20 protein-coding genes and 1 pseudogene are annotated in these 25,272 nt (G+C 64.2%); 7 read left to right on the top strand and 14 right to left on the bottom strand.

The features are described 5' to 3' along the window. Positions 1 to 149 precede the first annotated feature (149 nt). Positions 150 to 536 (top strand): VOC family protein, encoded by a 387-nt coding sequence (locus tag CAG44_RS25480; protein WP_085592672.1) that lies wholly within the window; start codon positions 150 to 152, stop codon positions 534 to 536. A 6-nt stretch (positions 537 to 542) separates the two neighbouring features. Here the strand turns inward: CAG44_RS25480 and CAG44_RS25475 are convergent, their stop codons facing one another. Genes CAG44_RS25475 through CAG44_RS25445 form a run of 7 tightly spaced genes read right to left on the bottom strand, consistent with a single transcriptional unit; the run spans position 543 to position 6,826 of the window. Then, positions 543 to 1,910 (bottom strand): sensor histidine kinase, encoded by a 1,368-nt coding sequence (locus CAG44_RS25475; RefSeq protein WP_025338634.1) that lies wholly within the window; start codon positions 1,908 to 1,910, stop codon positions 543 to 545. Further along, positions 1,907 to 2,569, bottom strand: coding sequence for a response regulator (locus CAG44_RS25470; protein ID WP_075044829.1), 663 nt, complete (start codon positions 2,567 to 2,569; stop codon positions 1,907 to 1,909). The genes CAG44_RS25475 and CAG44_RS25470 overlap by 4 nt, the downstream gene beginning before the upstream one ends. A 2-nt stretch (positions 2,570 to 2,571) precedes the next feature. After that, positions 2,572 to 3,213, bottom strand: coding sequence for a tetratricopeptide repeat protein (locus tag CAG44_RS25465; RefSeq protein ID WP_085693235.1), 642 nt, complete (start codon positions 3,211 to 3,213; stop codon positions 2,572 to 2,574). After that, the gene (locus tag CAG44_RS25460) at positions 3,210 to 4,016 is read right to left on the bottom strand and encodes an SDR family oxidoreductase (protein ID WP_085592678.1); all 807 of its coding nucleotides are present in this window, start codon (positions 4,014 to 4,016) and stop codon (positions 3,210 to 3,212) included. Before CAG44_RS25460 ends, CAG44_RS25465 begins: the two co-directional genes overlap by 4 nt. Continuing rightward, complete coding sequence (locus tag CAG44_RS25455; RefSeq protein ID WP_085693234.1) at positions 4,003 to 4,683, bottom strand: TenA family transcriptional regulator; 681 nt, start codon at positions 4,681 to 4,683, stop codon at positions 4,003 to 4,005. The genes CAG44_RS25460 and CAG44_RS25455 overlap by 14 nt, the downstream gene beginning before the upstream one ends. 15 nt (positions 4,684 to 4,698) lie before the next feature. Next, positions 4,699 to 6,159: an AMP-binding protein gene (locus tag CAG44_RS25450; protein ID WP_085693233.1), complete on the bottom strand. Its 1,461-nt coding sequence runs from the start codon at positions 6,157 to 6,159 to the stop codon at positions 4,699 to 4,701. Then, a complete protein-coding gene (locus tag CAG44_RS25445; protein WP_085592684.1) occupies positions 6,149 to 6,826 on the bottom strand; it encodes a thermostable hemolysin in 678 nt (225 codons plus the stop codon). The genes CAG44_RS25450 and CAG44_RS25445 overlap by 11 nt, the downstream gene beginning before the upstream one ends. Before the next feature lie 111 nt (positions 6,827 to 6,937). On the opposite strand from CAG44_RS25445, the gene CAG44_RS25440 reads away from it, so the two are divergent. Beyond that, on the top strand, positions 6,938 to 7,507 hold the full coding sequence (locus CAG44_RS25440) for a hypothetical protein (protein WP_023662794.1): 570 nt from the start codon (positions 6,938 to 6,940) through the stop codon (positions 7,505 to 7,507). Positions 7,508 to 7,619: 112 nt separating this feature from the next. Here the strand turns inward: CAG44_RS25440 and CAG44_RS25435 are convergent, their stop codons facing one another. The 4 genes and pseudogenes from CAG44_RS25435 to CAG44_RS25420 all read right to left on the bottom strand — a co-directional run bounded on the left by CAG44_RS25435 (position 7,620) and on the right by CAG44_RS25420 (position 11,688). After that, positions 7,620 to 9,296 (bottom strand): MFS transporter, encoded by a 1,677-nt coding sequence (locus CAG44_RS25435; RefSeq protein WP_075044823.1) that lies wholly within the window; start codon positions 9,294 to 9,296, stop codon positions 7,620 to 7,622. Positions 9,297 to 9,746: 450 nt separating this feature from the next. After that, positions 9,747 to 9,983 (bottom strand): annotated as a pseudogene (locus tag CAG44_RS25430) (alpha/beta fold hydrolase); the annotation flags it as partial. Continuing rightward, positions 9,980 to 10,405 carry a VOC family protein gene (locus CAG44_RS25425; RefSeq protein ID WP_085592689.1) on the bottom strand — a complete coding sequence of 142 codons (426 nt, stop codon included), beginning with the start codon at positions 10,403 to 10,405 and terminating at the stop codon, positions 9,980 to 9,982. The pseudogene CAG44_RS25430 and the gene CAG44_RS25425, both read right to left, overlap by 4 nt. 356 nt (positions 10,406 to 10,761) lie before the next feature. Beyond that, positions 10,762 to 11,688, bottom strand: coding sequence for an alpha/beta fold hydrolase (locus CAG44_RS25420; protein WP_085693232.1), 927 nt, complete (start codon positions 11,686 to 11,688; stop codon positions 10,762 to 10,764). Between the two features lie 254 nt (positions 11,689 to 11,942). Here CAG44_RS25420 and CAG44_RS25415 point away from each other — a divergent pair, with 254 nt between their 5' ends. Then, on the top strand, positions 11,943 to 16,802 hold the full coding sequence (locus CAG44_RS25415; RefSeq protein WP_371858552.1) for an NEL-type E3 ubiquitin ligase domain-containing protein: 4,860 nt from the start codon (positions 11,943 to 11,945) through the stop codon (positions 16,800 to 16,802). Positions 16,803 to 16,809: 7 nt separating this feature from the next. On the opposite strand, the gene CAG44_RS25410 is transcribed toward CAG44_RS25415, so the two are convergent. Then, on the bottom strand, positions 16,810 to 19,326 hold the full coding sequence (locus CAG44_RS25410) for a UvrD-helicase domain-containing protein (protein WP_085592695.1): 2,517 nt from the start codon (positions 19,324 to 19,326) through the stop codon (positions 16,810 to 16,812). Positions 19,327 to 19,501: 175 nt separating this feature from the next. On the opposite strand from CAG44_RS25410, the gene CAG44_RS25405 reads away from it, so the two are divergent. Then, complete coding sequence (locus tag CAG44_RS25405; protein ID WP_047934682.1) at positions 19,502 to 20,200, top strand: pirin family protein; 699 nt, start codon at positions 19,502 to 19,504, stop codon at positions 20,198 to 20,200. Between the two features lie 403 nt (positions 20,201 to 20,603). Here CAG44_RS25405 and CAG44_RS25400 read toward each other — a convergent pair whose 3' ends face one another. Beyond that, on the bottom strand, positions 20,604 to 21,089 hold the full coding sequence (locus CAG44_RS25400; RefSeq protein WP_085693230.1) for an isochorismatase family protein: 486 nt from the start codon (positions 21,087 to 21,089) through the stop codon (positions 20,604 to 20,606). A gap of 61 nt (positions 21,090 to 21,150) precedes the next feature. Further along, positions 21,151 to 22,062 (bottom strand): LysR substrate-binding domain-containing protein, encoded by a 912-nt coding sequence (locus CAG44_RS25395; protein WP_085693229.1) that lies wholly within the window; start codon positions 22,060 to 22,062, stop codon positions 21,151 to 21,153. 196 nt (positions 22,063 to 22,258) lie between these two features. On the opposite strand from CAG44_RS25395, the gene CAG44_RS25390 reads away from it, so the two are divergent. The 3 genes from CAG44_RS25390 to ttdB are packed head-to-tail and all read left to right on the top strand — an operon-like array spanning position 22,259 to position 25,167. Next, positions 22,259 to 23,608 (top strand): dicarboxylate/amino acid:cation symporter, encoded by a 1,350-nt coding sequence (locus CAG44_RS25390; protein WP_085693228.1) that lies wholly within the window; start codon positions 22,259 to 22,261, stop codon positions 23,606 to 23,608. Positions 23,609 to 23,662: 54 nt separating this feature from the next. Continuing rightward, on the top strand, positions 23,663 to 24,562 hold the full coding sequence (gene ttdA, locus CAG44_RS25385; protein ID WP_013972067.1) for a L(+)-tartrate dehydratase subunit alpha: 900 nt from the start codon (positions 23,663 to 23,665) through the stop codon (positions 24,560 to 24,562). Next, the gene (gene ttdB, locus CAG44_RS25380) at positions 24,559 to 25,167 is read left to right on the top strand and encodes a L(+)-tartrate dehydratase subunit beta (RefSeq protein ID WP_003259286.1); all 609 of its coding nucleotides are present in this window, start codon (positions 24,559 to 24,561) and stop codon (positions 25,165 to 25,167) included. Before ttdA ends, ttdB begins: the two co-directional genes overlap by 4 nt. The last annotated feature ends 105 nt before the right edge of the window (positions 25,168 to 25,272 follow it).

Raw genomic sequence — 25,272 nt, 5'->3', positions numbered from 1 at the left:
CGGCGATGGGCTGCAAAGCAGCCCCAGTAAAGCCTGTAGAAACTGACTGACAGCAGGCTAAAGCCCACAGGAGCCTGGCAGCCCGCTGGTCAAATACCCCTGATTGTCTTTACTAGTACTCATCGGCTCCAGACATAGGGTGTGCGCTTATGAAGATCGTGGTCACCAGCATCCTCGTCGACGACCAGGCCAAGGCCCTGGCTTTCTACCACTACGTACTCGGTTTCGAGCCCAAGCACGATATCCCCATGGGCCGACACCGCTGGCTGACGCTCACCTCCCCCAACGACCCCAACGGCGTCGAGCTGCTGCTCGAACCCGACGCGCACCCGGCCGCCAGGGAATACAAGGCCGCGCTCAAGCAGGACGGCATCCCCGCCACCTCGTTCGGCGTGCGTGACATCCAGGCCGAATATACCCGGCTGTGCGCGGCAGGCGTGCAGTTCACCCAGACGCCCACCGACATGGGGCCCGTCACCGTAGCGGTGTTCGATGACACCTGCGGCAACCTGATCCAGATCGCCCAGAAACACTAGCGATGTTCAGGGCCCCACGGGCAGGCGCAAGGTCGCGCGCAACCCGTGTGGCGCCTGGTTGCGCAACTGCACGCTGCCACCCAGGCGGGTCATGATGGTGCTGACGATCGACAACCCCAGCCCGGCGCCATTGGTCGAGCCCTTGCTGTAGAAGCGCTCGAACACCCGCTGCTGGTCGACTTCGGCGATGCCCGGCCCTTCGTCATCGACACTGACCAGCAAGGCTTGGCCTTCGCGCTGCAGTGTCACGGTGACCCGACCGCCTGCCGGCGAATGGTCCACGGCATTGGCCACCAGGTTCTGCAAGGCGATACCCAACGCGCCAGCGTCGGTGTGCAAGTGGTAGTCGCCGGCGGCGATGTCCAGCGAAGGCTCCAGCCCGCGCTCCAGAATCCATGGGGTCAGCTCGGCCAGGGTCTCGGCCACCACGCCTTCCAGGTCCACCCGCGGCCAGTCACGCCGGCCTGGCCGCGGCTCCAGGCGGGCCAGGGTCAACAGCTGGTTGACCACCCGGGCAAGGCGGTCGACACCGCCCATCAGGAACTGCAGGGCCTTGTCCCGCTCGGCAGCGCTGTCTGCATTGAGGGCGTTCTGCGCATGCAGGCGCAGGATGGCCAAGGGCGTGCGCATCTCGTGGGCAGCGTCGGCGATGAAACGGTGCTCGCGGCGCAGCAGGTCATCGATCTGCCCGAGCAGGCGGTTGATCGCCGCCTGCATCGGTTCCAGCTCCTTCGGCAATGGCACCAGCTGCAACGGCTCGAGCGACTCGGCGTGGCGGGCGCGGATCACCCTGGCCATGTTCTGCAGCGGCCGCAGCCCCCAGCCAATGGCCGCCCACACCAGCAAGGCCAGGGCCAGGCTGCCGAACAGGAATGGCAACAGCGTGTGCCGCACGATGCGTTCGATCAGGTCGTCGCGCACGTCGTTGCGCTCGCCCACCCAGATCACCCAGTGTTTTTCCGGCACCGGCAAGACGAAACTGCGCCAACGGCGCCCGTCCACCACCACGTCGGCAAACCCTGGCACCCGCGGCGCCTGCCCCAGCTGCGGGGCGCTGGGCGTGTGCACCAACAGCCCGTTGTCGTCGGCCCACACCTGGAAGGCCAGCTTGCTCTCGTAGCGGTGCCCCACCTTGTGGTGCCCGGCCTTGCTCAAGGCCTCGTCGAAGGCACGGTACAACTCGTCACGGCTCTGCTCCTGCACCGGCAGGCTCATGATGCCCTGCAGCAGCCGGGCGTTCTGCGCCAGGTGGGCGTCGTACACCTCGTTAATTTCGTGGCGGCTGTCGTGGTAGTTGTACAGCGCCAGCAACCCGCTGCCGACCAGCAACAGCAGCATCACCCGCCACAGGGTGCGTTGGCGCAGCGAGCTCATGCCTTGCGTTCCACCAGGTAGCCGATTCCGCGCACGGTGCGGATCAGGCCGTTGAACAGCTTCTTGCGCAGGTGGTAGATGTTCACTTCCAGGGTATTGCTCTCCGGCTCTTCATCCCAGCCATACAGCAACTGGGTCAAGCGTTCGCGGGTGAACACCTTGCCTGGCTGGGCCAGCAATTCGTGCAACAGCAGGTATTCCTTGGGCGTGAGCACCACCGGCTGGCCCTGGTAGTGCACCTGTTGGCTGACCGGGTCCAGGCACACCCCGGCGTGTTCGATCAACACCCGCGCACGGCCACTACTGCGCCGCAGCAAGGCCCGCAAGCGGGCCTTGAGTTCGTTGAGGTCGAAGGGTTTGACCAGGTAGTCGTCGGCGCCGGCGTCCAGCCCGGCGATACGGTCCTCGGTGGCGTCCCGGGCGGTCAGCACCAGCACCGGCAGGCTCTTCCCGGCCGCACGCAGGCGCCGCAACAACTCGATGCCATCCAGGCGCGGCAAGCCCAGGTCGAGAATGGCCAGGTCGAACTCCTCGTGGCACAGGGCATGCAACGCGCTGGCGCCGTCCTGCAGCCAGTCGAGGGTATAGCCCTCGCGGCGCAGGCCGTCACAGATCCCCTCCCCCAACGCGGCATCGTCTTCTACCAGCAGCAGGCGCATGCTTAATCCTGTTTGTCCTTGATCGCTTTGAGTAAAGCATCGATTTCACCGCGCCGGCCCTGGTCGGCCAGCTCCCGCCCGGGCCGGGGCGGTGCCTGCAACGCCTTTTGCAGGGCGGCGCGGGCTTCGTCGTAGCGGTTCTGCCGGTACAGGTGGTCAGCCCAGAAGTAGTTGCTGTCGATACCGTCGGGGTTGATCGCCAGCGCCTGGCGCAGCATGGCCTCGGCCTTGGCTTGGTCGCCGAAGCTCAGCGGCCAGCCGGGCACCTGGTCGTACAGCGCGCCCAGGCTGGTGTAGGCCGAGCCCTGCAGGGCCTTGGGGTCCATGGCCAGGGCCTTTTCCAGGCTGGCGCGGGCGGCCTTGACCTTGCCCAGCGCGCCCAACCCGCCGGTGGCACCGGCCCAGCTGCTGTTGACGATGCCGTCCCAGATCAGCGGCTCGGCCGAGCCCGGGTGCTGGCGCACCAACGCCGCCGACTGCACCGCCAGGGCCTCGAACGCCCCGGCACGCTGGGCTTCGGGCAGGTCGTAGCGAATAACCGCCCAGCGCTGCTGGATGGCATTGAGTTGCTGGATACCGTTCTGGTCGAGGGCCCAGGTGAACGGGGCGATGGCCAGCAGGCCGGCCAGTATCAGACGTTTCATTTGCTCGACTCCTTGCTGTGCCAGGTGCTGTAGCGACGGATCAGTGGCAGTTGCTTGCGCAGGGCGCGGTCGACCACGCCCGGCAGCATGCCGTTAAGGCGCACGAAGAGTTTTTCCGGCCAGCCCAGGTACAGTTCGCTGCGCTCGGCCTGCACCGCGTCGAGCACTGCCCGGGCGACATCCTGCGGGTCATCGACGCCCACCTTCAACGCCTGGTTCAGGGCCTGCGCGGCGCTACTGTTCATCGTCGTGCGGGTGGTGCGCGGTGCGGCATACAGCACGTTCACCGAGGTGTCGGCAAGCTCGCGGCGCAATGCCTCGGAGAACCCGCGCAAGGCAAACTTGCTGGCGCAGTAGGTGGCATAGCCGGGGTAGCCGATGGAGCCGTAGATCGACCCCACGTTCACCACCAGCGCACTGGGCTGGGCGCGCAGCAGCGGCAGGCACAGGCGGGTGAGCTGCACGGCGGCCTTGATGTTGAGGTCGAACAACTCGTCGAGGGCGGCCTCGTCCATCTGTTCGAGCAAGGCGAAGCGGTTGACCCCGGCGGCGTTGATCAACAGGTTGCAACTGCCCATCGCCCGCGCCGCCTCCAGCACGTCACGGCGGCCTTCGGCGCAGCGCAGGTCGGCCTGCTGCCAACGCAGTTGCCCGGGGTAGCGCGCCATCAGTTCGGCCAGCTTGCCCTGCTGCCGGCTGACCGCCAGTACGCGGCCCCCGGCACTGCAAAGCTGGTCCGCCAGCTCCAGGCCGATACCACCGCTGGCGCCGGTGAGCACCGCCACGCAATCAGGCAAGCGCATGCTGTACCTCCTGCTGCGCGGCACGCGGCAGCCCTTCGAACATGGCGGTGTACAGGCGGTACACCACTTTGGCAGCGTGTATTACCGCCTGCTGGTCCTCGGCTTGGTCCAGGCGGTTCATCAGGCCACGGTAGGTGGCCATGTGGTCCTGGTCCAGGGCGCCATGGGAACTCAGGTAGCTGAACGCCTGGTCCGGCAGGCCGAGGCTGCCCTGCAGGGTACCGGCAGCCTGGGTAGCCAGGGCAATGCTGGTGCCTTCGAGCACGTTGACCATGCCGAACAGCCCGACCGGGTTGCCACGGGCAATCTGGTCGTAGAGAAAAGCCACCATCAGCTCGACAGGCAATGCCGGGCGGCCGCCCGCCACCTGGTGGGGGGCGCCACCGCAGGCGGCGATGTCATCGAGAATCCAGCGCTCATGGCCGTATTCCTCCTCGATGTACTCGCACACTGCGCCGCGCAGCCACTCCAGCCGCGCCGGCAAACGGGCCCCGCAGGCCATCATCAAGGGTACGGTGTGCCGCACGTGGTGGTAGGCCTGGGTCAGAAAGGCCACGTAGGCCTCGAGGCTGGCCTTGCCGGCCAGCGCGTCGCGGATGACCGGGACGCTGAACAATGCCGTACGCTCGTCGGCGGTTTCCTGCTGCAGCATGTCGAAGAAAAGCATGGCAAACCTCGTGAGTCATTGAAGGTCGGATAACAGGGACTGGTAACACCGCAGGATCTGTTCGCGGCGTGGCCGGCCGTTGGCGGTAAGGGTTTGCCCGGCGGCACTCAAGGGTTCGGGCAGGCGCTGCCAGGCGTGCACCCGGGCATAGTCCGGCAGGCCGGCATTGGCCTGACGGATGGCCTGTTCGAGGGTGTGGTCGTCAGCCTGCGGGTCCAGCGGCCAGATCAGCGCCAGGTTGTGTGCCAGGCCTTCGCCGTGAACGAACGCCTGGGCGATCACCCCGCCCTGGGTCAGTTCGGCCTCGACCCACTCGGGGTTGACGTTGCGCCCGAAGCTGGTGCTGTACTGGTGCTTCTTGCGCCCGGCCAGGTACAGGAAGCCGTCGCTGTCGAAGTGGCCCAGGTCACCGGTCGGCAACCACGTCTCGCTGAAGGGTGGCTCGCCCAGGTAGCCGAGCAACGCCGAACCGGCCACCTGCACTTCGCCGTCTTCGGCAATGCGCACCTGCACATGCGGCAGCGGCCGCCCGACACTGCCCGGGCGGTGCGCCCCGGGGCGATTGAGGCATACCACCGAGGCGCATTCGGACAAGCCATAGCCCTCGAACACCGGCAACCCGACGGCCTCGGCCCGGGCCAGCAGGCTCGGTGCCACCCGCGCGCCGCCCACCGCCACGAAGCGCAACGGGCCGACCCGCATCAGGCCGCGCTCAATGGCAGTGACCAGCCCAAGCAGCAGTTGCGGCACCAGGATCAGGCTTTCGGCACCACTCAAGGCGATGGCGCCCAGCAATTGCTTGAAGTCGACCTGGCTGGCACCGCGAAAGCCCAGTTGCGCCTGCGGGTACAGGGCAATGCTCGCCCCGGCCAGCAGGGCCGCGTACAGGCCCAGGTTCTCCAGCAGCACCGCCAGGGGCAATACCGCCAGGTACTTGCCTGGCGCCGTGGGCCGGCTGGCGGCCTCCAGTTCACGCGCTACCCGCAGCATGGCATCGGCGCTCAGGCATACGCCCTTGGGTGCACCGGTGCTACCGGAGGTGTATGTAATCTTCGCGGTACCCGGTGGCAAGGGTGCGGCCGCTGGCGGCTGCCGGCTCCAGAAGCGCTCACCGGCAATGAAGCCGCTGGCGTGCAAGTCGTCAGCGAAGGCCTCGTCGGCCAGCGCCAGCACCGCCCCGCTCTGTGCCAGGCAGTGGCGGCGCTGGGCACTGCTGAAGAACGCCGGCAGGATGACGATGGGGCGCGCCGCGAACAGCGCTGCCAGGTCCCAGAACAGCGCCTCGGGGCCGTTTTCCAGGGCCAGGGCGAAGGTGCCCGGTGGCTGCGCGCTCAACCAGGCCTGGCGTTGCTCGACCTCGTCCAGCAATTGTTGATAGGTGAATGGCCCGCCAAATCCCAGCAACGCCGGTTGTGCCCCTCGGTGACGGGCGTGCAGTTGCAACACTTCCCTGAACAGCTGGCATTCACGCGGCATGGCCGGCCTCCTGCACGCTCGCGGGCAGGCCCAGCCGCTCGAAAACGCCGCCGCGGGCCAGGGCTGCATGGCCGTAGCCGATGTTGCCGACGAACACTTGCGGGTGCTGCGCGTAGTAACTGCCCCAACTGTCGGCATCGCCGTTCAACCGGCCAGGGTCGGCCACGGCCAGCGCCGTGGGCACCAGGCCCAGGCGATGAAAGCTGTTGACCAGGGTCGCGGCACCGGTGAAGGCCACCCACTGCAAGCCGCGGGCGGCCAGCAACCAGGTCACGGCAATGATCATGATCCGCGCGCTGCCGGCGCTGAGCGCGGCCAGGTTGCCCACTTCGACCAACTGCGTACGGCTGACCGGGCTGGCCGACAGCCGGGTCACGGCCACTTCCAGCGGTTCATCCAGGTAACGCTCGATGAAGGTCGGGCCACTGCTGGCCAGGCGTATGCCGGCAGCGGCCATCAGGCGCCCGTGGCTGTCATGCAGGCCGAGCAGTTCAGGCAGGTAGTGCTGCACGTCGGCGTGGTGCGCGCAGGCAAAGCGGGCGTGGATGAACTGTTCCAGCTCGTCGCGCCCCGGCTCCCCCGGGTGTTTCAGTGTCATGTGGGCAAGGCGATCGCCGTGGCTGCCGATAGCCAGTGGAAACAGGCTGGCGCTGTCTGCCTGGGTCATGGCTGTCCCCCTTTCAAGTCAGGTCTCGGGGGCAGTATCAGGGGGCAATCTGAAGCCAATCTGAAGTGCTACATTTGCCATTGCCCTCATGCGCACCAACAAGGAAAACAGATGCGCCACGAATTCAGCGAAGTGCTCAACGACCTGGTCGACTACTTTCTGCTCGGCGATATCCAGCTGCTCGAGCGCTTCAAGCAACAACATGAATTGCCCGACGACCTGGCCCATGCGTTCACCCACGGCGACAGCGGCGACCAGGCCGTGCGCGAAGGGATTGTGCTGCCACTGGCCGGGGTCGATAACCTGCCCTACCGCATCCTGTTCACCCTGGACAACCACACCCCTGCCCTGCGCGAACCCGGCAGCCGCCTCAAGCACCGCCGCAATGGCTATGTGCTGCAGGTCGAGCACGGTGCGCTGATGCTGTACACCTGGCGCATCCTGCAGCACTTCACGCCCAAGACACTGGGTGACCTGATGGCGCGCTACCAGGTGCCGGGGCGGCCGATCATCGAGCTGGACAATGGCTGGTATGACGTGGAGGTGCTGGCGGGTGCGCTGGTGCGGGACGGGCTGTACGAGCCGGCGTTCGAGTTCGTGTTGAAGAAGCGCTGGAGCCGGGGCGAGGCTGCCGGGGTGGATACCGGGTATGCCTTTGGGTTGCGTGGCTATTTCGACTGATGGGTTGACTGTGCCGCCCTCTTCGCGGGTGAACCCGCTCCCACAGGGCACAGTGGTATCCCTGTGGGAGCGGGCAAGCCCGCGAAGAGGCCGGTACAGGCAGCCTCAACCTTCAAGTGTGGTTGATATCGCGGTCCTTGGTCTCCGGCAGGAAGAAGATCCCCAGCACCGCCGTCATCACCGCAATCACGATCGGGTACCACAAGCCGTAATAGATATCTCCGGTCGCCGCCACCATGGCAAACGCCACGGTCGGCAGGAAGCCGCCGAACCAGCCGTTGCCGATGTGGTAAGGCAGCGACATCGAGGTGTAGCGGATACGCGCCGGGAACAGCTCCACCAGCCAGGCCGCGATCGGGCCGTAGACCATGGTCACGTAGATCACCAGAATGGTCAGCAGCAACAGCACCATTGGGTAGTGGATCTTCGCCGGGTCGGCCTTTTCCGGGTAACCGGCTTCCTTCAACGCTCCGCTCAAGGTCGCGGTGAAGGCGTCGCTCTGTGCCTTGAAGTCCGCTGCCGCCAGGCCACTGCCATCAAAGCTTGGCAGCACCCGCTCACCAATGCGGATCTGCGCCACGTTGCCAGGCTCGGCCGCTTCGTTGGTATAGGGGATGGCCCGCTTGGCCAGCAGGCTCTTGGCGATATCGCACGAGCTGGTGAATTTGGCCTTGCCCACCGGGTCGAACTGGAACGCGCACTGGGCAGGGTCTGCCATCACCACCACCGGGTTCTGCTCCTGGGCGACGAACACGTCCGGGTTACCGTACTGGGTCAGTGCCTTGAAGATCGGGAAGTAGGTCAGCGCGGCGATGATGCAACCGGCCATGATGATTTTCTTGCGGCCGATGCGGTCGGACAGGCTGCCGAAGAAGATGAAGAACGGTGTGCCGATCAGCAGCGAACCGGCAATCAGCAGGTTGGCGGTCTGCGGCTCGATCTTGAGCATCTGCAACAGGAAGAACAGCGCATAGAACTGCCCGGTGTACCACACCACGGCTTGGCCGGCGGTGCCGCCGAGCAGCGACATGATCACCACCTTGAGGTTGTCCCAGCGGGCGAACGATTCGGTCAGTGGCGCCTTGGACGCCTTGCCCTCGGCCTTCATCTTCATGAACACCGGCGACTCGTTGAGCTGCATGCGGATGTACACCGAAATCGCCAGCAGCAATATCGACAGCAGGAACGGCACCCGCCAGCCCCAGGCCTCGAACACCTCGTTACCCATGGCCGTGCGGCAGGCCATGATCACCAGCAGCGAGAGGAACAGCCCCAGGGTGGCCGTGGTCTGGATCCAGGCGGTGAAGAAACCGCGCCGGCCCTTGGGTGCATGCTCGGCCACGTAGGTGGCCGCGCCGCCGTACTCGCCACCCAATGCCAGGCCCTGCAGCAGGCGCAGGCTTATGAGGATGATCGGCGCGGCCACGCCGATCGTGGCGTAGCTGGGTAACAGGCCCACCACAGCGGTGGACAGGCCCATGATGACGATGGTGATGAGGAAGGTGTACTTGCGCCCGATCATGTCGCCCAGGCGGCCGAACACGATGGCGCCGAATGGCCGCACGGCAAAGCCGGCGGCAAAGGCCAGCAAGGCGAAGATGAACGAGGTGGTTTCATTGACCCCGGCAAAGAAATGCTTGGCGATGATCGCCGCCAGGGAGCCGTATAGGTAGAAGTCGTACCATTCGAATACCGTGCCCAGGGATGAGGCGAAGATGACCTTGCGCTCCTCCCGGGTGATACCGCGTTGGGGCGCGCTGCCCGTGGATGTGCTGTCGAGAACCGCCATGGGGTGCCTCCGTCTTGTCGTCATGCAGGCCGGGAGCACCTCAAATCTTTTTCACCATCGCACCCAGGCCCTGGGGGGCTTGCTTTGGATATGCGAAGCACGACGAGGCAGGCCGCCTCGGATCGCAGCAAGGTAACTGAAGCATAATAGGCTTTGCCGGGATATCCACTTGAGCTTGCGCGATCCGTGTAGGAGCGGCCTTGTGTCGCGAATGGGGTGCGAAGCAGCCCCAGGATTTCAGCGTACCTGCACAGATTGTCGGGGCTGCTTTGCAGCCCTTTCGCGACACAAGGCCGCTCCTACAGGGACCGTGTCAGCCTGGGGAAGGTCAGCGCAAGAACTGCAGGACTTCCGCCAGTACTCGCTCGGCCTGCTCCCGATGCGGCACATGGCCACAACCTTGCAGCAGGCGCATCAACCCCGGGCCGCCAGCCAGCGCCACCAACCGCGCAAGCTGCCGGGGTGGGCGTCGGAGCGGCCAAAGCCCAGGCGATCGTAGGCGATTACCCGGTGCCCGGTGGTTTGCGCAAGCTGCGTCGGGAACTCGCGCCACAAGGCAACGCAACCCAGCGAATCGTGCAGCAGGACGATCGGCGCGCCCTGCGCCTGCAGCGGCGCCCACTCCTGGGCGAACAGCTTGCCTTGTGCGGTGTCGATCCAGTGCTCGCGGGTGTGCAGGTTGCTCATGGAGCCTCCGTTGCCGGTACCGGCCCTTTCAGCTCGACCTGGTTGCCATCGGGGTCGTAGCAGTACAGCGACAGCCCCTCGCCTTCGGCGCCATAGCGTTTTTCGGCAGGTTCGACTTCAACCCCCGCAGCTTGCAGGTAGGCCGTAAGTGCAGCCTCGTCGAACGGCTCGATGCGCAGGCAGAAATGGTGCAGGTTGCGCCCCTCGGCTCCCGGCGCCGCCCCACCAGGCTTACCCAGGGGACCGTCCAGGGTCACCAGGTCGATCATCGCCGTGCCCGTGGCCAGGTGGACCATTCCCAGGTCTTCGCGCACGCGGCTGACCGTGCAGCCGAGCAGTTGGGTGTAGAAAGCGACGCTGCGCTCCAGGTCGCTGACCCGCAGGACGAGGTGGTCGATGTGCTTGATGACGAATGGTCGCATGCCAAGGCTCCTTGTGGCCGCTGGATTCCTGTGGGAGCGGGCGTGCCCGCGAATCAGGCGCTGCGGTGAATGGCACGGGCTTCGCCCGCTCTCATGGAACTGCACATAACTCATTGAATTAGCAGAGCCCCTGTGGGAGCGGCTTTAGCCGCGAACACCGGCGCAGCCGGTGCCATGCACCGCGTTGGATTCTTCGCGGCTAAAGCCGCTCCCACAGGGTACGAGGATCGCTTGCAAATTCAGTTATCTGCGCGACAGCGCAGCCCAAAGAGCTGGACAACCTCCCACAAGGGATCACGCAAGCCCGATGAGATTCACCACCATAGCCCACGTGCGCATGGCATGACCATATTCAGTTACTCGTTTACCAACCGTTGCAGCACGCCCCCTTCATGGCGGGCGAGGATGCGCAGCAGTTGATCGACCAGCGCCCGGTCCGGCGCATCCAGGTGGAAGTGATGCCCGCCCGGATGCCAGGAGATCTTTGCCTGGCTGGGCAAGGCCGCCTGGCGCCGGGTAAAGGCCTCACCGGTGAATGCCCCCTGGCGGCCGAACAGCAGGTACAACGGGCAACGGATCTGGCTGAGCAGGTCGCAGGCTTCGCGCTCGGTCAGCGGCATGGGTTCGGGCAGTACCAGGCGTGGGTCGTGGCGCCAGCAATAGCCCTCGCCCAGTTGCAGCAGGTCACGCAGCGCCAGCAGCCGTGCCGCCTCTTCCGACAGCCCGGTATCCAGGCGCTCGCGGCGTTGTGCCAGGGCCGTGTCCAGGTCCTCGAAACGGCCGACGTCCGGCTCGGCAAAACCCTGCAACTGGCTGCGCTGCACCATTCGCTTGAGCCGGTAGGCCCGGGCCAGGTGCTGCACGCGGTCGTCCTCGGCCACCGTGAACGGTGCGCCCATGCCGTCGAGGAAGGTCATGCTGGCAATACCGCTGGTCATGGCCGCCAGCAGCGACGCCACCCCGGTGCCCATGCCATGGGCCAGCACATGGAATTGCGCCAGGCCCAGGCTGTCGGCCACCGCCAGCATGTCCTCGGCATGTTCCCACAGGTAGTAGCCACTGTCGTGGCGGCGATGGTCCGAGCGGCCGTGGCCGACCAGGTCGGGGGCGACCACGAAGCAGCCGTCGAGCATCGGTGCCAGGCGCTCGAACGAGGCGGCGTTGTCCAGCCAGCCATGCAGGGCCAGCACCGGGATGCCGTCCTCCGCGCCCCAGGTCCGTACCGCAATTTCAATACCGTCGAGGTCCAGCAGGTGATCCTTGGGACTGCACAGCGAATGCATCGTAGTTCTCCCTGATAGAGCGCCGGCCCATGGCCAGGCATCACATGACACCGACCCATACCCCACACGCCGGCGTCATCCACACGACATGCCTACCCCATGCCTTGCGCCACCATCTCCCAACAGCCCTGCCCGCGCTGCTCCCCTACCGACGCTCTCGTGCACAGGACCGACCTGTGGATTCAACTAAATACCACCGCATGCCGAGGCGAAACCTGTCGACTGGCGCCTCCATTGATCACGGAGTATTCAGCATGACCAGCACACCCGTGCCTTTCCATCAGGCCCAGATTGTCCGTAACCTGCCTACCTGGTGCCGAACGATGCACCCCGACCATACCCGCCGCGTCGTGCAGAGCGCGCGCAAGGACTACCTCGACGAAAACGGCTCGCCTTACGCCTGGTACGCTGCGGCCAGCGATGAAGACCAGGCGCGTTTACGACAGCTGATCAGCGCCCGCAATGCCGGGTTCAAATCGCTGCGAATCTTGCTCGAGGACTTAAAGCAGATCAGCGAATTCTGCAAGCCTTTGCTCGAGGGCCGGTTGGGCCCGGATGTCGAAGTGGACAAAGCCCAGTACCTGCACCAGCCGTTCAAGGTGTACACCACGCTGGAAAATGTCCCAGGCCTCGATTTTTCACTTGGCGGTGACGATACGTACATCAAGCGCCCCGAAGGGCCGCCACAGAAGCGCTCGCTGCTGGAAGCCGCACTGCACAATTTCGAAGGCCCCGACGAAGTGGGCCCGTTCGACACCCTGACCCTTGGCCCGGACAACGTCGACTCACTTCCAGGGCTCGAGCCCGAAGCGTTCGTGAACCTTTGCCGAAGCCTGGACCTCGGCCAGCAGTATCAAGACCACCTGCAGGGCATTTATGAAGGCGCCAGAAAGGCCGCGATCGAACAGCAGTGGATCAATGCAAGCCAACAGGCACTGAAAACCGAGGCAATGATCGCCTACCTCAAGGGTCTGTTGACGCTCAAAGGCCACAATGCTCTGGTACAGCTATGCGACAACGAAAGCACGCCGCGTTACGGCGAACACAAGCTTCGCTGCTGGCGCTTCAGCCTGTTCGGCATCCCGCTTCATGGCGTACTGCTGATAGGCCCCGATGAAGCCGACCAGACCAACCCCTGCATGCTCTACATTCCCCAGGATGCACAACACCCGCTGAGGGAGTTCGCTTCTTTGCAAAAGGCCGGTGCTCACATACGTCAACGCCTGCTGCAAACCACGTTTCGACAGCACTTGATCAGCTTCGCTGACAAGGACCACCAGGTCGAGTTCAGCCGCAAGCTCGAACATGCCCTGTTCGAGCAGGGTACCTCCACGCGCAGACCCAAGGACAAGCCTGAACTGCACTTCAAGCGAACCCGCCTGGCGCTTCCCATCTGGCAGGTGCTTTACAAAGACCACAAGCGTCGCCTCATGGCAACTGCCAGAACGATCGCGGTACCAACCGCCGATGCCGATGCCAAGGCACGCAAGGAACGGCTGCAACACTGGCTGGACGCAGGCATGAACGTTCTGAACGTGGCCGCCTTCTTCGTGCCTGGGCTGGATGCCGCGATGCTTGGAGTATTCGCCTACGACCTCATGGATTCGGTGTTCACCGGGTTCGAAGCCTGGGAAGAAGGCGATACCCAGGAAGCGCTGCAACAACTCGAGTCGCTGGCCATCAATGCCGCCGTTGTTGCCGGCTTCGCCGCCGGCAGCAGCGCGCTCAAGGCATCGGGGTTCGTCGATGCGCTGGAAAGTGTATTGAAAGGTGGCCGCGAACGGCTTTGGCACCCAGACATGGGCCCTTACAGCACCTCGGACTCCTTGCCAGTCGGAGTGCCGACAAATTCCGAAGGGCTCTACATCTTCGATGGCAAAAGCCACGTCTGGCTGCAAGGCAAACTGTATGAGGTGTTCGAAACCGGCGGGCAGTGGCATGTGCGTCACCCGAACGCCCCCGATGCCTACGCCCCTGCCTTGCGCTACCTCGGCGACCAGCGTTGGCAATTGGCCCATGACAACCCGCTCGAATGGGACGATGCGCAGTTGCTCGAAGGGCTGGGCCAATTCAGCCAGGGGCTGGATGCATCGGAGCAACTTGCCGCCTTGCGTATAACCGAGGTCGATGCAGACACCTTGCGTCACAGCCAGGTCAACGGTTCGCGGCCCCCGGCTCTGTTGGCCGATGCCTTGCTGCGCCTGCGACTGACCAACGACGTGCAGACCATCATCACCCGAGTACGTCACGGCCTGCCTTTGGCTGCGCATATGAACTTCGCGCTGCCCGAACTGGTACAGATGCCTGGTTGGCCTGCGCATTACAGGCTGAAGGTCTTCACCGGTGCCGAAAAATGGGGAGAGGCGGTCTACTTCGGAGCGGAGCCAAAAGCCGACACGTTGCAGATAGAGATCGGCCGCGAAGAGCTTGACAATGGCGAACTGAGCAAGGTTGTCCTGGCGGGGATGGATGAAGATGTCATAGAGCAGTTACTACCCGATACGCCAGCAGAGCAGCGTCCGAGCGCCCTTGACGAGCTGTTGGCCAACCGCCTGTCAGCACGCCGTCGCGAAGTCTTCGCGAGCATGTTGAAAAGCCATCGGGTACCGCTTGGCGACGAAGCGAAGACCTTGGGCCGCCAGTTCCCCGGTTTGCCTGACAATGCCCTGGAAGAGCTCGTCGCGCATGCCGACAGCGCCGAACGCGATCGACTGAAAAGCGGACGTGTGCCCTTGCGCGTGGCTGAAGAAGCCCGCTACCTGCAGGCCCGCGCTCGCCTCGATCGTGCCTTGACCGGCCTGTACCGAGCAGACCTGGCCAATGATGACAGCCAACTGCTGCGCGATGCATTGGTAGCCGAAAAGCCGCAGGCGACTGAGGCCGAAGTTTTCGCCAGCGCCGTCGCCGACCGCTCGGGCTGCGCCGCACTGCTGGGCCAGCAGCCAATCAAGCCAGGCTTTCGCTCGCCCATGCGCCTGGCACATGGACGATTCGGTTACCCACTCAGTGGCCGAGGAACAGGCCCGATCGGCGCATACGCCGCAATACGTCGGCTCAAATCACTTTTCCCCTCGCTGAAGAGCAACGAGATCAACGCCCTGAGGGGCGAACTGAGCCAGACCGGTGATCTCGGCTCGGCAATTCGACAACTGGAAACAGAGTGGAGAGATCTGAATAGCTATCTGGAGGCGTGGTACAAGAGCCCACACGACATCTTCGAGCGCCTCGATCGACAAAGATGCACTGATCGCCTCATCGAGGCTTGGCAGCGGAAGGGTCGCACGCTCGAGCTGGAGCGTATTCGGTTACCCGAGTTGCCAGCGATCACAGCCAGCCTGCCCCACATCCGTGAGCTCAAGCTGAACGAGCTTCAGCTGCAACGACTGGACAGCACGTTCCTGTCACGTTTCCCCAACCTGCAAGTGCTGGAAGTCACCAACAACCGAGAAATCGACGGGGAAGCGCTGTTCCAGGCACTTGAATCGGTGCCCAGGCTGCGCACGCTGGACCTGACCAACAACACCCTTGCTACCCTCTCGCCCACCGCACAGCGAGTGCTGGCAGCGATGCCAGACCTGCGCCAGCTGAACCTGCGGCGCAACCAGTTGACACTGGATGAAGCGACATTGACTTTCCTTTGCGGCCGACCACTGGATGTCCTGAGGCTGGGGCACAATCGCATCACGCTCGATGAAAACCTCGCCACGCGCTTTCAGGACATGATCCATCCGCAGCAACTGGAGCTGGACTTCAACCCGCTGCAGAACGCCCCTGATGTGCGCTACATGGCGCGGTTGCAGCACCTGAACCTCTCCGACGCTCATTTGCAGGCATTTCCCCAGGGCTTGAGCACCCTGATGAACCAGTCACAGTACCAGTTGCGCTACCTGGACCTTTCATCCAACCGCATTCGCCAAGTTCCGGACCTGGCAAGCATCCTGCGCAGTCCGTATGCGCGAGACGTCGCCGCCCGCTTGCCCGAGCGCCGCTGGCTGTTCAACTACAACAACCTCGAGGCCGAGTCGGCCAGTCGGCTACGAGCCAGCGGCGTCAATATTTTCGAGCACACGCCGGAAAGGCCAGAGTGGCAAGGGCTCTGGCGCGATTCCGCGACCGACCATCAGCTGCAGTTGTGGTCCGACCTGTTCGATCAGAACGACAATGGCGACCTGCAAGCGGTGTTGGAGCGCCTGACCAACTCAGTGGAAGCGCGAAGGGATCCGGATGGCCTGCGTGCGCGAGTGTGGGAACTGTTGGAGCACGCCCATGGGGACACGGCGCTGCGCGAGCGTTTGAACGAGGTGGCGCAATCCTTCCCGCCAACTTGCGGTGATGCCGGCGCCGAAGCATTCAGCGCTCTGGAAGTGGAATTGCTGGCCAACCAAGTGTCTGGGTGGGCACAGGACACGGCCAAGCCGCTGCTCGACCTTTATCGCAAGCTGTACCGTCGCGAGAAAGTCAACGAACTGGCCGATCGCATCAGCCTGCAACGCAGTTCGCGCAAGCGGGCGCTGCAGGAGCATGCCGGTCAGTTACCGGACCGTGACGTGCTGGACGTCGCGGCGGCGTTCCCCGATGCGGACCTGGCAACAGGCCTGGTAGACGATATCGAGGTCCGCCTGGCACTGCGCCAGTCCTTGAGCGGAAAGCTCGATTTCCCCGAACCCAGCAGCGGCATGCTCTATCGCAATGCCGCAAGGATCAACCAGCAAATCATCGACAACGTTCGCGCTGCCGTGCTCGAACTCGATGCCGACACCAGCGCCAGGCAGCAGTGGGTGAGCGAACAGCCGGTCTGGGTTGACTACCTCAAGCGCCAATATGCCAGCCAGTTCGAGGCCATTACCGACTTCTGGCGCCCAGGCCTCGATTACCTCTTTTATTGCCTGGACGAAAGCCAGGAGCCGATCACCTACCTGGACGACGCGATAATACGTGCATTGGCCCCGGAATTGCCTACCCCAGCCCTGGACGAAAACGGCGCGCTACGTCGTGTGCCTCTCAAAGAGGAAGCGTATGTAAAGGCTACGAACGCCTTGACCCAAGCCCGGCAGGAGGTGGAAGCCGGGCTACTGCTGAGCCTTACCCGGCAAGCAGACATCCTCGATGCCTGAACACTGATCAATGACCTCGCAGGTCTTCGAAGAAGGCCTGCCGCCCATCCACCTGGCTCGACGCACGCGGCGCTGCCGCCGCCTCTGCGTTGGCCGCCTCCACATGCCAATAGCAGTGCCTGACCGCGCGGGTCACCGCCACGTAGGCCAGGCGCTGCACCTCCTCCTTCTGCGCGGTATCGAACGGTTGGGCATCACCGGCCTTGCCCAGCCCGGCCTGGCGATACACCTGGTTCTTGTAGGGTGAACTGGTCAGGTACTGGCAGTCGCCCAGCATGAACACTGCATCGGCCTGCAAGCCCTTGGCACTGTGGTAGGTCAACTGGCGCATCCGGCGCTGCTCGGCCGGCAACGCCGCTTCGGCGTGCAGCACGCCTTGCAGGTGCTCGTTCATCAGCGCCCTGTCGCTGCCCTTGCGGTAAAGCATCATCACCGTCTCGCCACGCTGGTAGTGCTCGATCAGCGTTTCACCCAGGGCTGCCTCGTCACGGTCGAACACTTTTACCGGCGAGCCTGGCAACTCGGCCGCCGGGCCACTGGCCCGGGCTTTCTTGCCGGCAATTGCCGGGGTGCCCTTGACCAAGTGTTCGGCCGCGTCGATCACCTGCTGCTGGCAACGGTAGTTGTCGACCAGCATCACCCGGGTGTTGGCCGGCGACGGGAAGGCCTTGGTGAATTCCATGAAGTACTTGGGCGAACTGCCACGCCAGCCGTAGATCGACTGCCAGTCGTCGCCCACGCACAGCAGCGACGAGTGCTGGGCATGGCGGCCGGTGTGCATCGCCGGGCCGCGACGTCGGATCTCGGCGAGGCTGGCGCGCAGCCAGCTGACGATCTGCGGTGACACGTCCTGGAACTCGTCGATCATCAGGTGCGCCAGCGGCCGCAGCAACGGGTCGGGCAGCAGTTGCAGGTTTTCCGGGTTGTTCTCGCCGAACAAGGCGAACATGCGGTTGTAGCTCATCACCGGCGGCGACTGGTCCAGCAGGTGCGCCTCCAGGGCCTTCCAGTACAGGGCCAGGGCCTCGAAGAACAGCGCATCGCTGTCGCCGGACGGGAAGCTCATCGCCGCCACGGCAGTGTTCACCTCCAGGCCGAGGTTCTCGATGAAATTCGCCGCACCGACAAAGGCATCAAGCAGTGGCGCCGGGGCCAGTTCGCCCTTGACCTTGTATTCGAAGCCGGGGCCGGCCACGGCATCACCGGCCAGCGAGGCTGCCAGGCGCCGAGCCATGGCGTAGTTGTCGAGCCAGATCAGCGGCTGGTCGCAGAAGGCCTGCAACAGGGTGCGCTTGACCGCCCACTCGGCACGCACTGCCAGCTTGGCGCCGGGGCGCTGGTACTGCGCGCTTTCCGCCGGGTCGAAGCCCAGCACGAGCAAAGGCCCCTGGCCGGCCAGACGGCCATGCACATGGAAGCGGCTGCCACGAATCTGGATGGTTTCGCGGCAGGGTTCGATGCCTTTGATCGGCCAGGCGCCGGCGGCGAACCACAGGTCTTCGATCACGTCGCACAGCTCTTCGTCGCGCTGGGCAGCCAGCTGGGTTACCTGGGCGCGCTTCTGCACATCGGGGTTGTTCGGGTCCAGCGGCTTCAGCTGCAGGGCTTCGCTGCGCAACAGGCCGACCAGCTCGGCAAAACGCGGGCTCTCGCCCAGCAGCGTGCTGTAGCACTGGTTCAGCTGCTGGCGCTGGGCATCGTTCAGGCGCAGGTCGAACGGGTTGCTCTCGGCCTCGGCCTCACGACCGACCGGCATCTCGTTACCCAGCGTTTCGAACGCGCGCACCTGGCCAAAGCCCGGCAGGCTGCGCACCAGCGGCAGGATGCGCGAATGGAACGTGCGCACCAGCTCGCGGGCCTGCAGCGGTTGCAGGTTGATCTGCCACAGGGCGAACACCTGCAGCAGGCGCTTGATGAAGTCTTTGCGCGACTCGCGGGTGAAGGTGACCACGGTCATCGCATCCAGCTCGTAGCCCAGGTAGTGGCGCAACAGCAGGATGCGCAGCACCAGCGAGGTGGACTTGCCCGCCCCGGCCCCTGCCACCACGCAGGTGGACGGTGTGTCGCTGAATATCAGCTTCCACTGCGCGGCACTGGGTTGCGCCTCGGCGGGCAGGCGCTGGGCGACATCGGCCTTGAAGCGCTTTTTCAGCTCGGCAGTCAGGGGCAGGCGCCAGTCATCGAACAGGTTGTCATCCCGGCCCGGCACCGCGGCGGTGTCGGGCCGGGTATCGCGGATCACCAGCACCTGGCGCCCGGCCTCGTAACCTTCCACCCGCCCGCGTTCGAACCCTTCACGCACGCCATCGGCATGGCCACTGCGCTGGCCGCTGGCGTGGCCGAGGAACCAGGAGTCGCGGTGCTGGGCCTGCAAGCGGGTCAGGCCGCGCCCCAGCAGGCGGGCCGCCAGGCGGCGAAACCAGGGCAGCTGGGCAGGAGGGGTAAGGTCGGCAGGGGCCTGGGGTTGCTCGTGGGCCACGGTCACTCCGTTGAAAAACAAAATCAGCGGGCATGTTCGCCGCATCGACAAAAAATCGCCAGCGAATGCTTGCAGATCAGTGGATTAGGCGATGAAGCGGATAAAACACTCCATCGCCATCAATCTATTTTACTGATTGTTTTAAGCCGATATTTACGCTTATTTTCGATGCTTCTTTGACGCATCATGGCCTCATTCCACTGATTCAAGGAGCACGACCATGCTGCAACTGCGACCGTTCGAAAGCCTCGGCCACGCCAACCACGGCTGGCTCGACGCCCACCATCATTTCTCGTTTGCCGAGTACTACGACCCGGCGCGCATGCACTGGGGCAACCTGCGGGTGTGGAACGACGACCTGATCGCTGCCGGCAGCGGCTTCCCGCCGCACCCGCACCGCGACATGGAAATCATCACCTATGTGCGTGAAGGTGCGATCAGCCACCAGGACAGCCTGGGTAACAAAGGCCGTACCGAAGCCGGGGACGTGCAGGTGATGAGCGCCGGTACCGGCATCGTGCACAGCGAGTACAACCTGGAAGACGTCGACACGCGTATTTTCCAGATCTGGATCGTGCCGGAGCGCACTGGCGAAGCACCGCAGTGGGGTAGCCGGCCGTTCCCCAAAGGTGAGCGTGGCGAAGGCTTCGTGACCCTGGCCAGCGGCCGTGCGGGCGATGAGGACAGCCTGCAGATCCGCACCGATGCGCGGCTGGTGGCTGCCACCCTGCGTGCCGGTGAAACTGCCGAGTACCGCTTCGATGCCGCACGCCGGGGCTACCTGGTGCCGGCCAAGGGGCTGGTGGAGGTCAACGGGCTGCGTGCCAAGGCGCGCGATGGCGTGGCGATCGAGCAGGAGGAGGTGCTGCGGGTGACCGCCATCGAGGACAGCGAGATCGTGCTGGTGGATGTGGCCTGAGGCCTGTCCTTGCAAGTTCGCATGTAGGTGTTCCCCTGTGGGAGCGGCCTTGCGTCGCGAAAGGGCCGCAAGGCGGCCCCGGCAATTTCGGCTGTGATGCCGAGATCCTGGGGCCGCTACGCAGCCCTTTCGCGACGCAAGGCCGCTCCCACACGATCACCACGGCCCGATAAGACCATGCTTTAACCTGTGGCAGATTACCCAGCCCTTTGGGCTGCGCTGTCGCACAGATAACTGAATTCGCAAGCGATCCTCGTACCCTGTGGGAGCGGCTTTAGCCGCGAAGAATCCAACGGGGTGCATGGCACCGGCTGCGCCGGTGTTCGCGGCTAAAGCCGCTCCCACAGGGTCCCTGCTAATTCAATGAGTTATGTGCAGTTCTATGAGAATGGGCCTGCAAGCGCTAGCCTGGTACAGCCACTTCGGCGAGCACCTCGGCCGAGGTGGTGACCTGGCGGAAGTGATGCTTCCAAAGGTCGATGCCCAGCTTGCCCGACCTGTCGAGCGAAGAGCCTACCGTCATGTCGGTGACCAGGGTGGGCATCAGCCCCGCATCGAACAGGGCGAAACCGGCGGCCAGCACACAGGTTTCGGTCTGCAGCCCACATATCAGCACGCGCTCCACACCCAATTTCTTGATGTAGTCGATAGCCTCGGCGCTCTGCCCGTAGCCATGCTTGACGAACACCTGGTCGGCCTCGACCAGGCTGTCGTCCTCGGCCGCCGGGTGCCAGCCAAGCTGGCGCTCGAACGGCGTGACCTGTTCGTCGTGCAACTCGACCGAGGCGATGGTGGGGATGTTCGCCGACAACCGGCGCAGGCCATCGACCAGCCACTCGGGCGGGCTGAAGGTGGACTGGACATCGACAATGAGCAAAACCTGGCGCATGGGCGGATTCCGGGCATGGGCAAAGGCGCGGAGTATAACGCGATCGCCTGTGGCAAAGGCCTCAATGCCACCCTGCCAGGCTGTCCCCCTGGCGGAAGAATGCCCTCAGGTGCTCGACGAAGCACGACACCTTGGCCGACAGGTTCAGGCGTTCCAGGTACACCGCATAGATATCCGCAGGCGGCGTGTGGTAATCGCCCAGCACCTCCACCAGGCGCCCGCTGCGCAGGTGGTCGGCCAGGTTCCACTCGGCCCGCAGCAGGATGCCCTGCCCGTCCAGCGCCCAGTTCAGGGCGACCTCGCCATCGTTGGTACTGAGGCTGCCATGCACCTTCACCGACTCGCTCTGCTTGCCGCGGCTGAGCCGCCAGATACCGAACGCGGCGTCGTTCTGGCGCAACACGATGCAGTTGTGGCTGGCCAGGTCCTTTGGCGATTCGGGGGTACCGTGGGCTTCCAGGTAACTGGGCGATGCGCACAATCGGCGGCGGTTGGCCGCGATCTTGCGGGCGATCAGCCGCGAGTCGGGCAGCTCGCCAAAACGGATGGCCACGTCGATGGCATCGTTCGGCAGGGCAATGGGGCGGTCGGTCAGGTGCAGCTGCACCTCCACCTCGGGGTAGCGCTTGGCAAACGATGACACCGCCGGCCCCACGTGGGTACGGCCAAAGCCCAGCGGCGCATTGACCCGCAGCAAGCCCTTGGGCTCGGCGCGGCTGCTGGACACCTGCCGCTCCATTTCCTCGATCTCGCCCAGTATGCGCTTGGCATTCACCAGGTAAGTCTCGCCCTCGGCGGTAAGGCTGATGCTGCGTGTGGTGCGGTTGAGCAGGCGCACGCCCAGGCGCTGTTCCAGCTGGGCCAGGCGCTTGGAGACCGCTGGCGGGGTCAGGTTCAGTTCGCGAGCAGTGCCCGCCAGGCTACCCACCCTGATCAGCTGGGTGAAGAACGCCAGTTCCGATACCGGATTCATAATTAACCTGAGGGAAACAATGAGTTGAATTTCATTGTATTACAGCATTTTTGAAAAACCATTACCTTTTGCCCTGCGTGATTCACCACAAGAAAGCTGGGCTCTTCGGCCGCCAAGGCCAGGTGTGACCTGCACCCCTCACGAGCAGCCCGGCCGCCAGATAAATCCGACTCACAACAATAATTCGGAGACGGCAATGGCCAAGCGATTGTTCGGCAAGTTGTTCGGCAAGCTCTACGTACAGGTATTGATCGGCGTAACCCTCGGGGTGCTGATCGGGGTGTTCTGGCCACAGGTTGGCGCTGACCTGAAGCCCATTGGTGATGCCTTCATCAAACTGATCAAGATGGTCTTCGCCCCGATCATCTTCGCCACGGTGGTGCTGGGCATCGCCAAGATGGAAAACATGAAGGAACTCGGCCGCGTCGGCGTGCGCGCGCTGATCTACTTCGAAGTGCTGTCCACCTTTGCCTTGGTACTGGGGCTGGTGGTGGTCAACATCGTGCAGCCCGGCCAGGGCATGAACGTCGACCCTGCCACCCTGGATGCCAAGAGCATCTCCACCTACACCGCCGCGGCAGCCGGCAACAGCGGCGGCTTCATCGATTTCCTGCTGCATGTGATACCCGGCAGCGTGACCGATGCCTTCGCCAAGAACGAGATCCTGCCGATTCTGCTGTTCAGCACCCTGTTCGGCATCGCCCTCTCCCACCTGGGCCCGCGCGGCAAGCCGATGGTGGATGTGCTCGAAGCGTTCTCCCACGGCATGTTCTTCATCGTCGGCATGATCATGCGCGTGGCACCGCTGGCCGCCTGCGGGGCCATGGCCTTCACCGTGGGCAAGTACGGGCTGGGCTCGATCGTTTCGCTGGGCAAGCTGATGGCGACCATGTACCTGACCTGCTTCCTGTTCGTGGTGGTGGTGCTGGGCGCCATTGCCCGGCTGTGCGGCTTCAACCTGTGGAAGTTCCTCAAGTACCTCAAGGAAGAACTGTTCACGGTACTGGGTACCAGCTCATCCGAGTCGGTGGTACCGCAACTGATGAACAAGCTGGAAAAGGTTGGCGTGTCCAAGCCTGTGGTCGGCCTGGTGATCCCCTCGGGCCTTACCTTCAACCCGGACGGCCAGTGCATCTACTACACCATGGCCGCCATCTTCATCGCCCAGGCCACCAACACACCGTTGACCCTGATGGACCAACTGATCGTGCTGGGTGTGCTGCTGCTCACCTCCAAAGGCTCTGCAGGCGTAACCGGCTCGGGCTTCATCACCCTGGCCGCGACCCTGGCGACCATGGACAACATCCCGGTGGCCGGCATGGTCCTGCTGCTGGGCGTGGACCGCTTCATGTCCGAAGCCCGGGCCATCACCAACACCATCGGCAACGCGGTCGGCACCGTGGCCATCGCCAACTGGGTGGGTGCGCTGGACAAGCAGCGCATGGCCCAGGCCCTGGACGGCCAGCTGCCGGCCGACCCCGAACCCGAGGCTGCTGCGCCGCACCCTGCCCTTGCACGCATGGAGGCCGGCACACCCGCACCCTGACCTTTCGAAAAACAGCAAAAAGAACCCGCCCTGTGATGCAGTGAGGAAATAATCATGGACAAAGAAACAGCCGTGTCATCGCTTACCGACGTGATGGCCAAGTTCACCGCCTATATCGGCAAGCGCCTGCCCCGCGACGTCAAGGAAAAGACCGCCAAGTTGCGCGCCGCCGAAACCAACCCGCTTGCCATCGCCGTGTACGACTCGATGGCCGACAACCAGGAATACGCCGACAAGCTCAACCGGCCCAGCTGCCAGGACACCGGCGTCATCCAGTACTTCGTCTCGGCGGGCGCGCGCTTCCCGCTGCTGGGCGAGATGGAAGGCATCCTCGAGAACGCCACCAGGGAAGCCACCATCCAGGGGCCGCTGCGCCACAATGCGGTGGAAACTTTCATCGAGAAGAACACCGGCACCAACACCGGCTCGAAGATCCCGTGGCTGGACTGGGAAATCATCCCCGATGCCGACTACGCCATCGTCGACGTGTACATGGCCGGCGGCGGCTGCACCCTGCCTGGCTCGGCCAAGGTACTGATGCCGGGGCAAGGCTATGAAGGGGTGACCGAGTTCGTCTTCGATGTCATCACCTCGCGCGGTGTCAACGCCTGCCCGCCACTGCTGGTGGGTGTAGGGGTATCCACCTCGGTGGAGACGGCGGCACGCCTGTCGAAGAAGGCCATCCTGCGCGAAGTGGACTCAAGCCACCCCAACGAAAGCGCGGCGATGATGGAAAAGCTGCTGGAGGAAGGCCTCAACGAAATCGGCATCGGCCCGCAGGGCCTGACCGGCAACAGCAGCGTGATGGGCGTGAACATCGAGTCTTCGGCCCGCCACCCGTCCACCATCGGTGTGGCGGTGTCCACCGGCTGCTGGGCGCACCGCCGCGGCAAGATCCGCATCAACGCCGACCTGTCCTACGACATCCTCTCGCACGAAGGGGTAGTACTGTGAAAAAGATCCTGAGCACACCTATCAGCGACGAAGACCTGGCCAACCTCAACGTGGGCGATGTGGTCTACCTCACCGGCCAGCTGGTGACCTGCCGTGACGTTGCCCACCGCCGGCTCATCGAGCTGGGCCGCGAGCTGCCGGTCGACTTGCGCGGCGGCGCGATTTTCCACGCAGGCCCCATTGTCAGGAAGAAGGACGATGGCAGTTTCGAAATGGTCTCCATCGGCCCGACCACCAGCATGCGCATGGAAAAGTTCGAGAAGCAGTTCATCGAGCAGACCGGCGTCAAGCTGATCGTCGGTAAAGGCGGCATGGGCCCGGAGACCACGACCGGTTGCCTGGAGAACAAGGCAGTGCATGCAGTGTTCCCGGGCGGTTGCGCGGTGCTGGCGGCGACCCAGGTGGAAGAGATCGAGCGTGCGGAATGGCAGGACCTGGGCATGCCGGAAACGCTGTGGGTGAACCGCGTGCGCGAGTTCGGCCCGTTGATCATCTCCATCGACACCAAGGGCAACAACCTGTTCGAGCAGAACAAGGCCCGGTTCAACGAACGCAAGGGGGCGGTGATCGAGAAGATCAACAGCCAGGTGCGGTTCATCAAGTAACTGCGTGCGACATGGGGCCGCTTTGCGGCCCATCGCGACACAAGGCCGCTCCTACAGGGGATCTCCTGTAGGAGCGGCCTTGTGTCGCGACGGGCTGCGCAGCAG

The organism is Pseudomonas sp. B13(2017) (assembly GCF_002113245.1).
Taxonomy (GTDB): domain Bacteria; phylum Pseudomonadota; class Gammaproteobacteria; order Pseudomonadales; family Pseudomonadaceae; genus Aquipseudomonas; species Aquipseudomonas putida_Z.
This window is presented reverse-complemented; position numbering and strand designations above follow the sequence as displayed.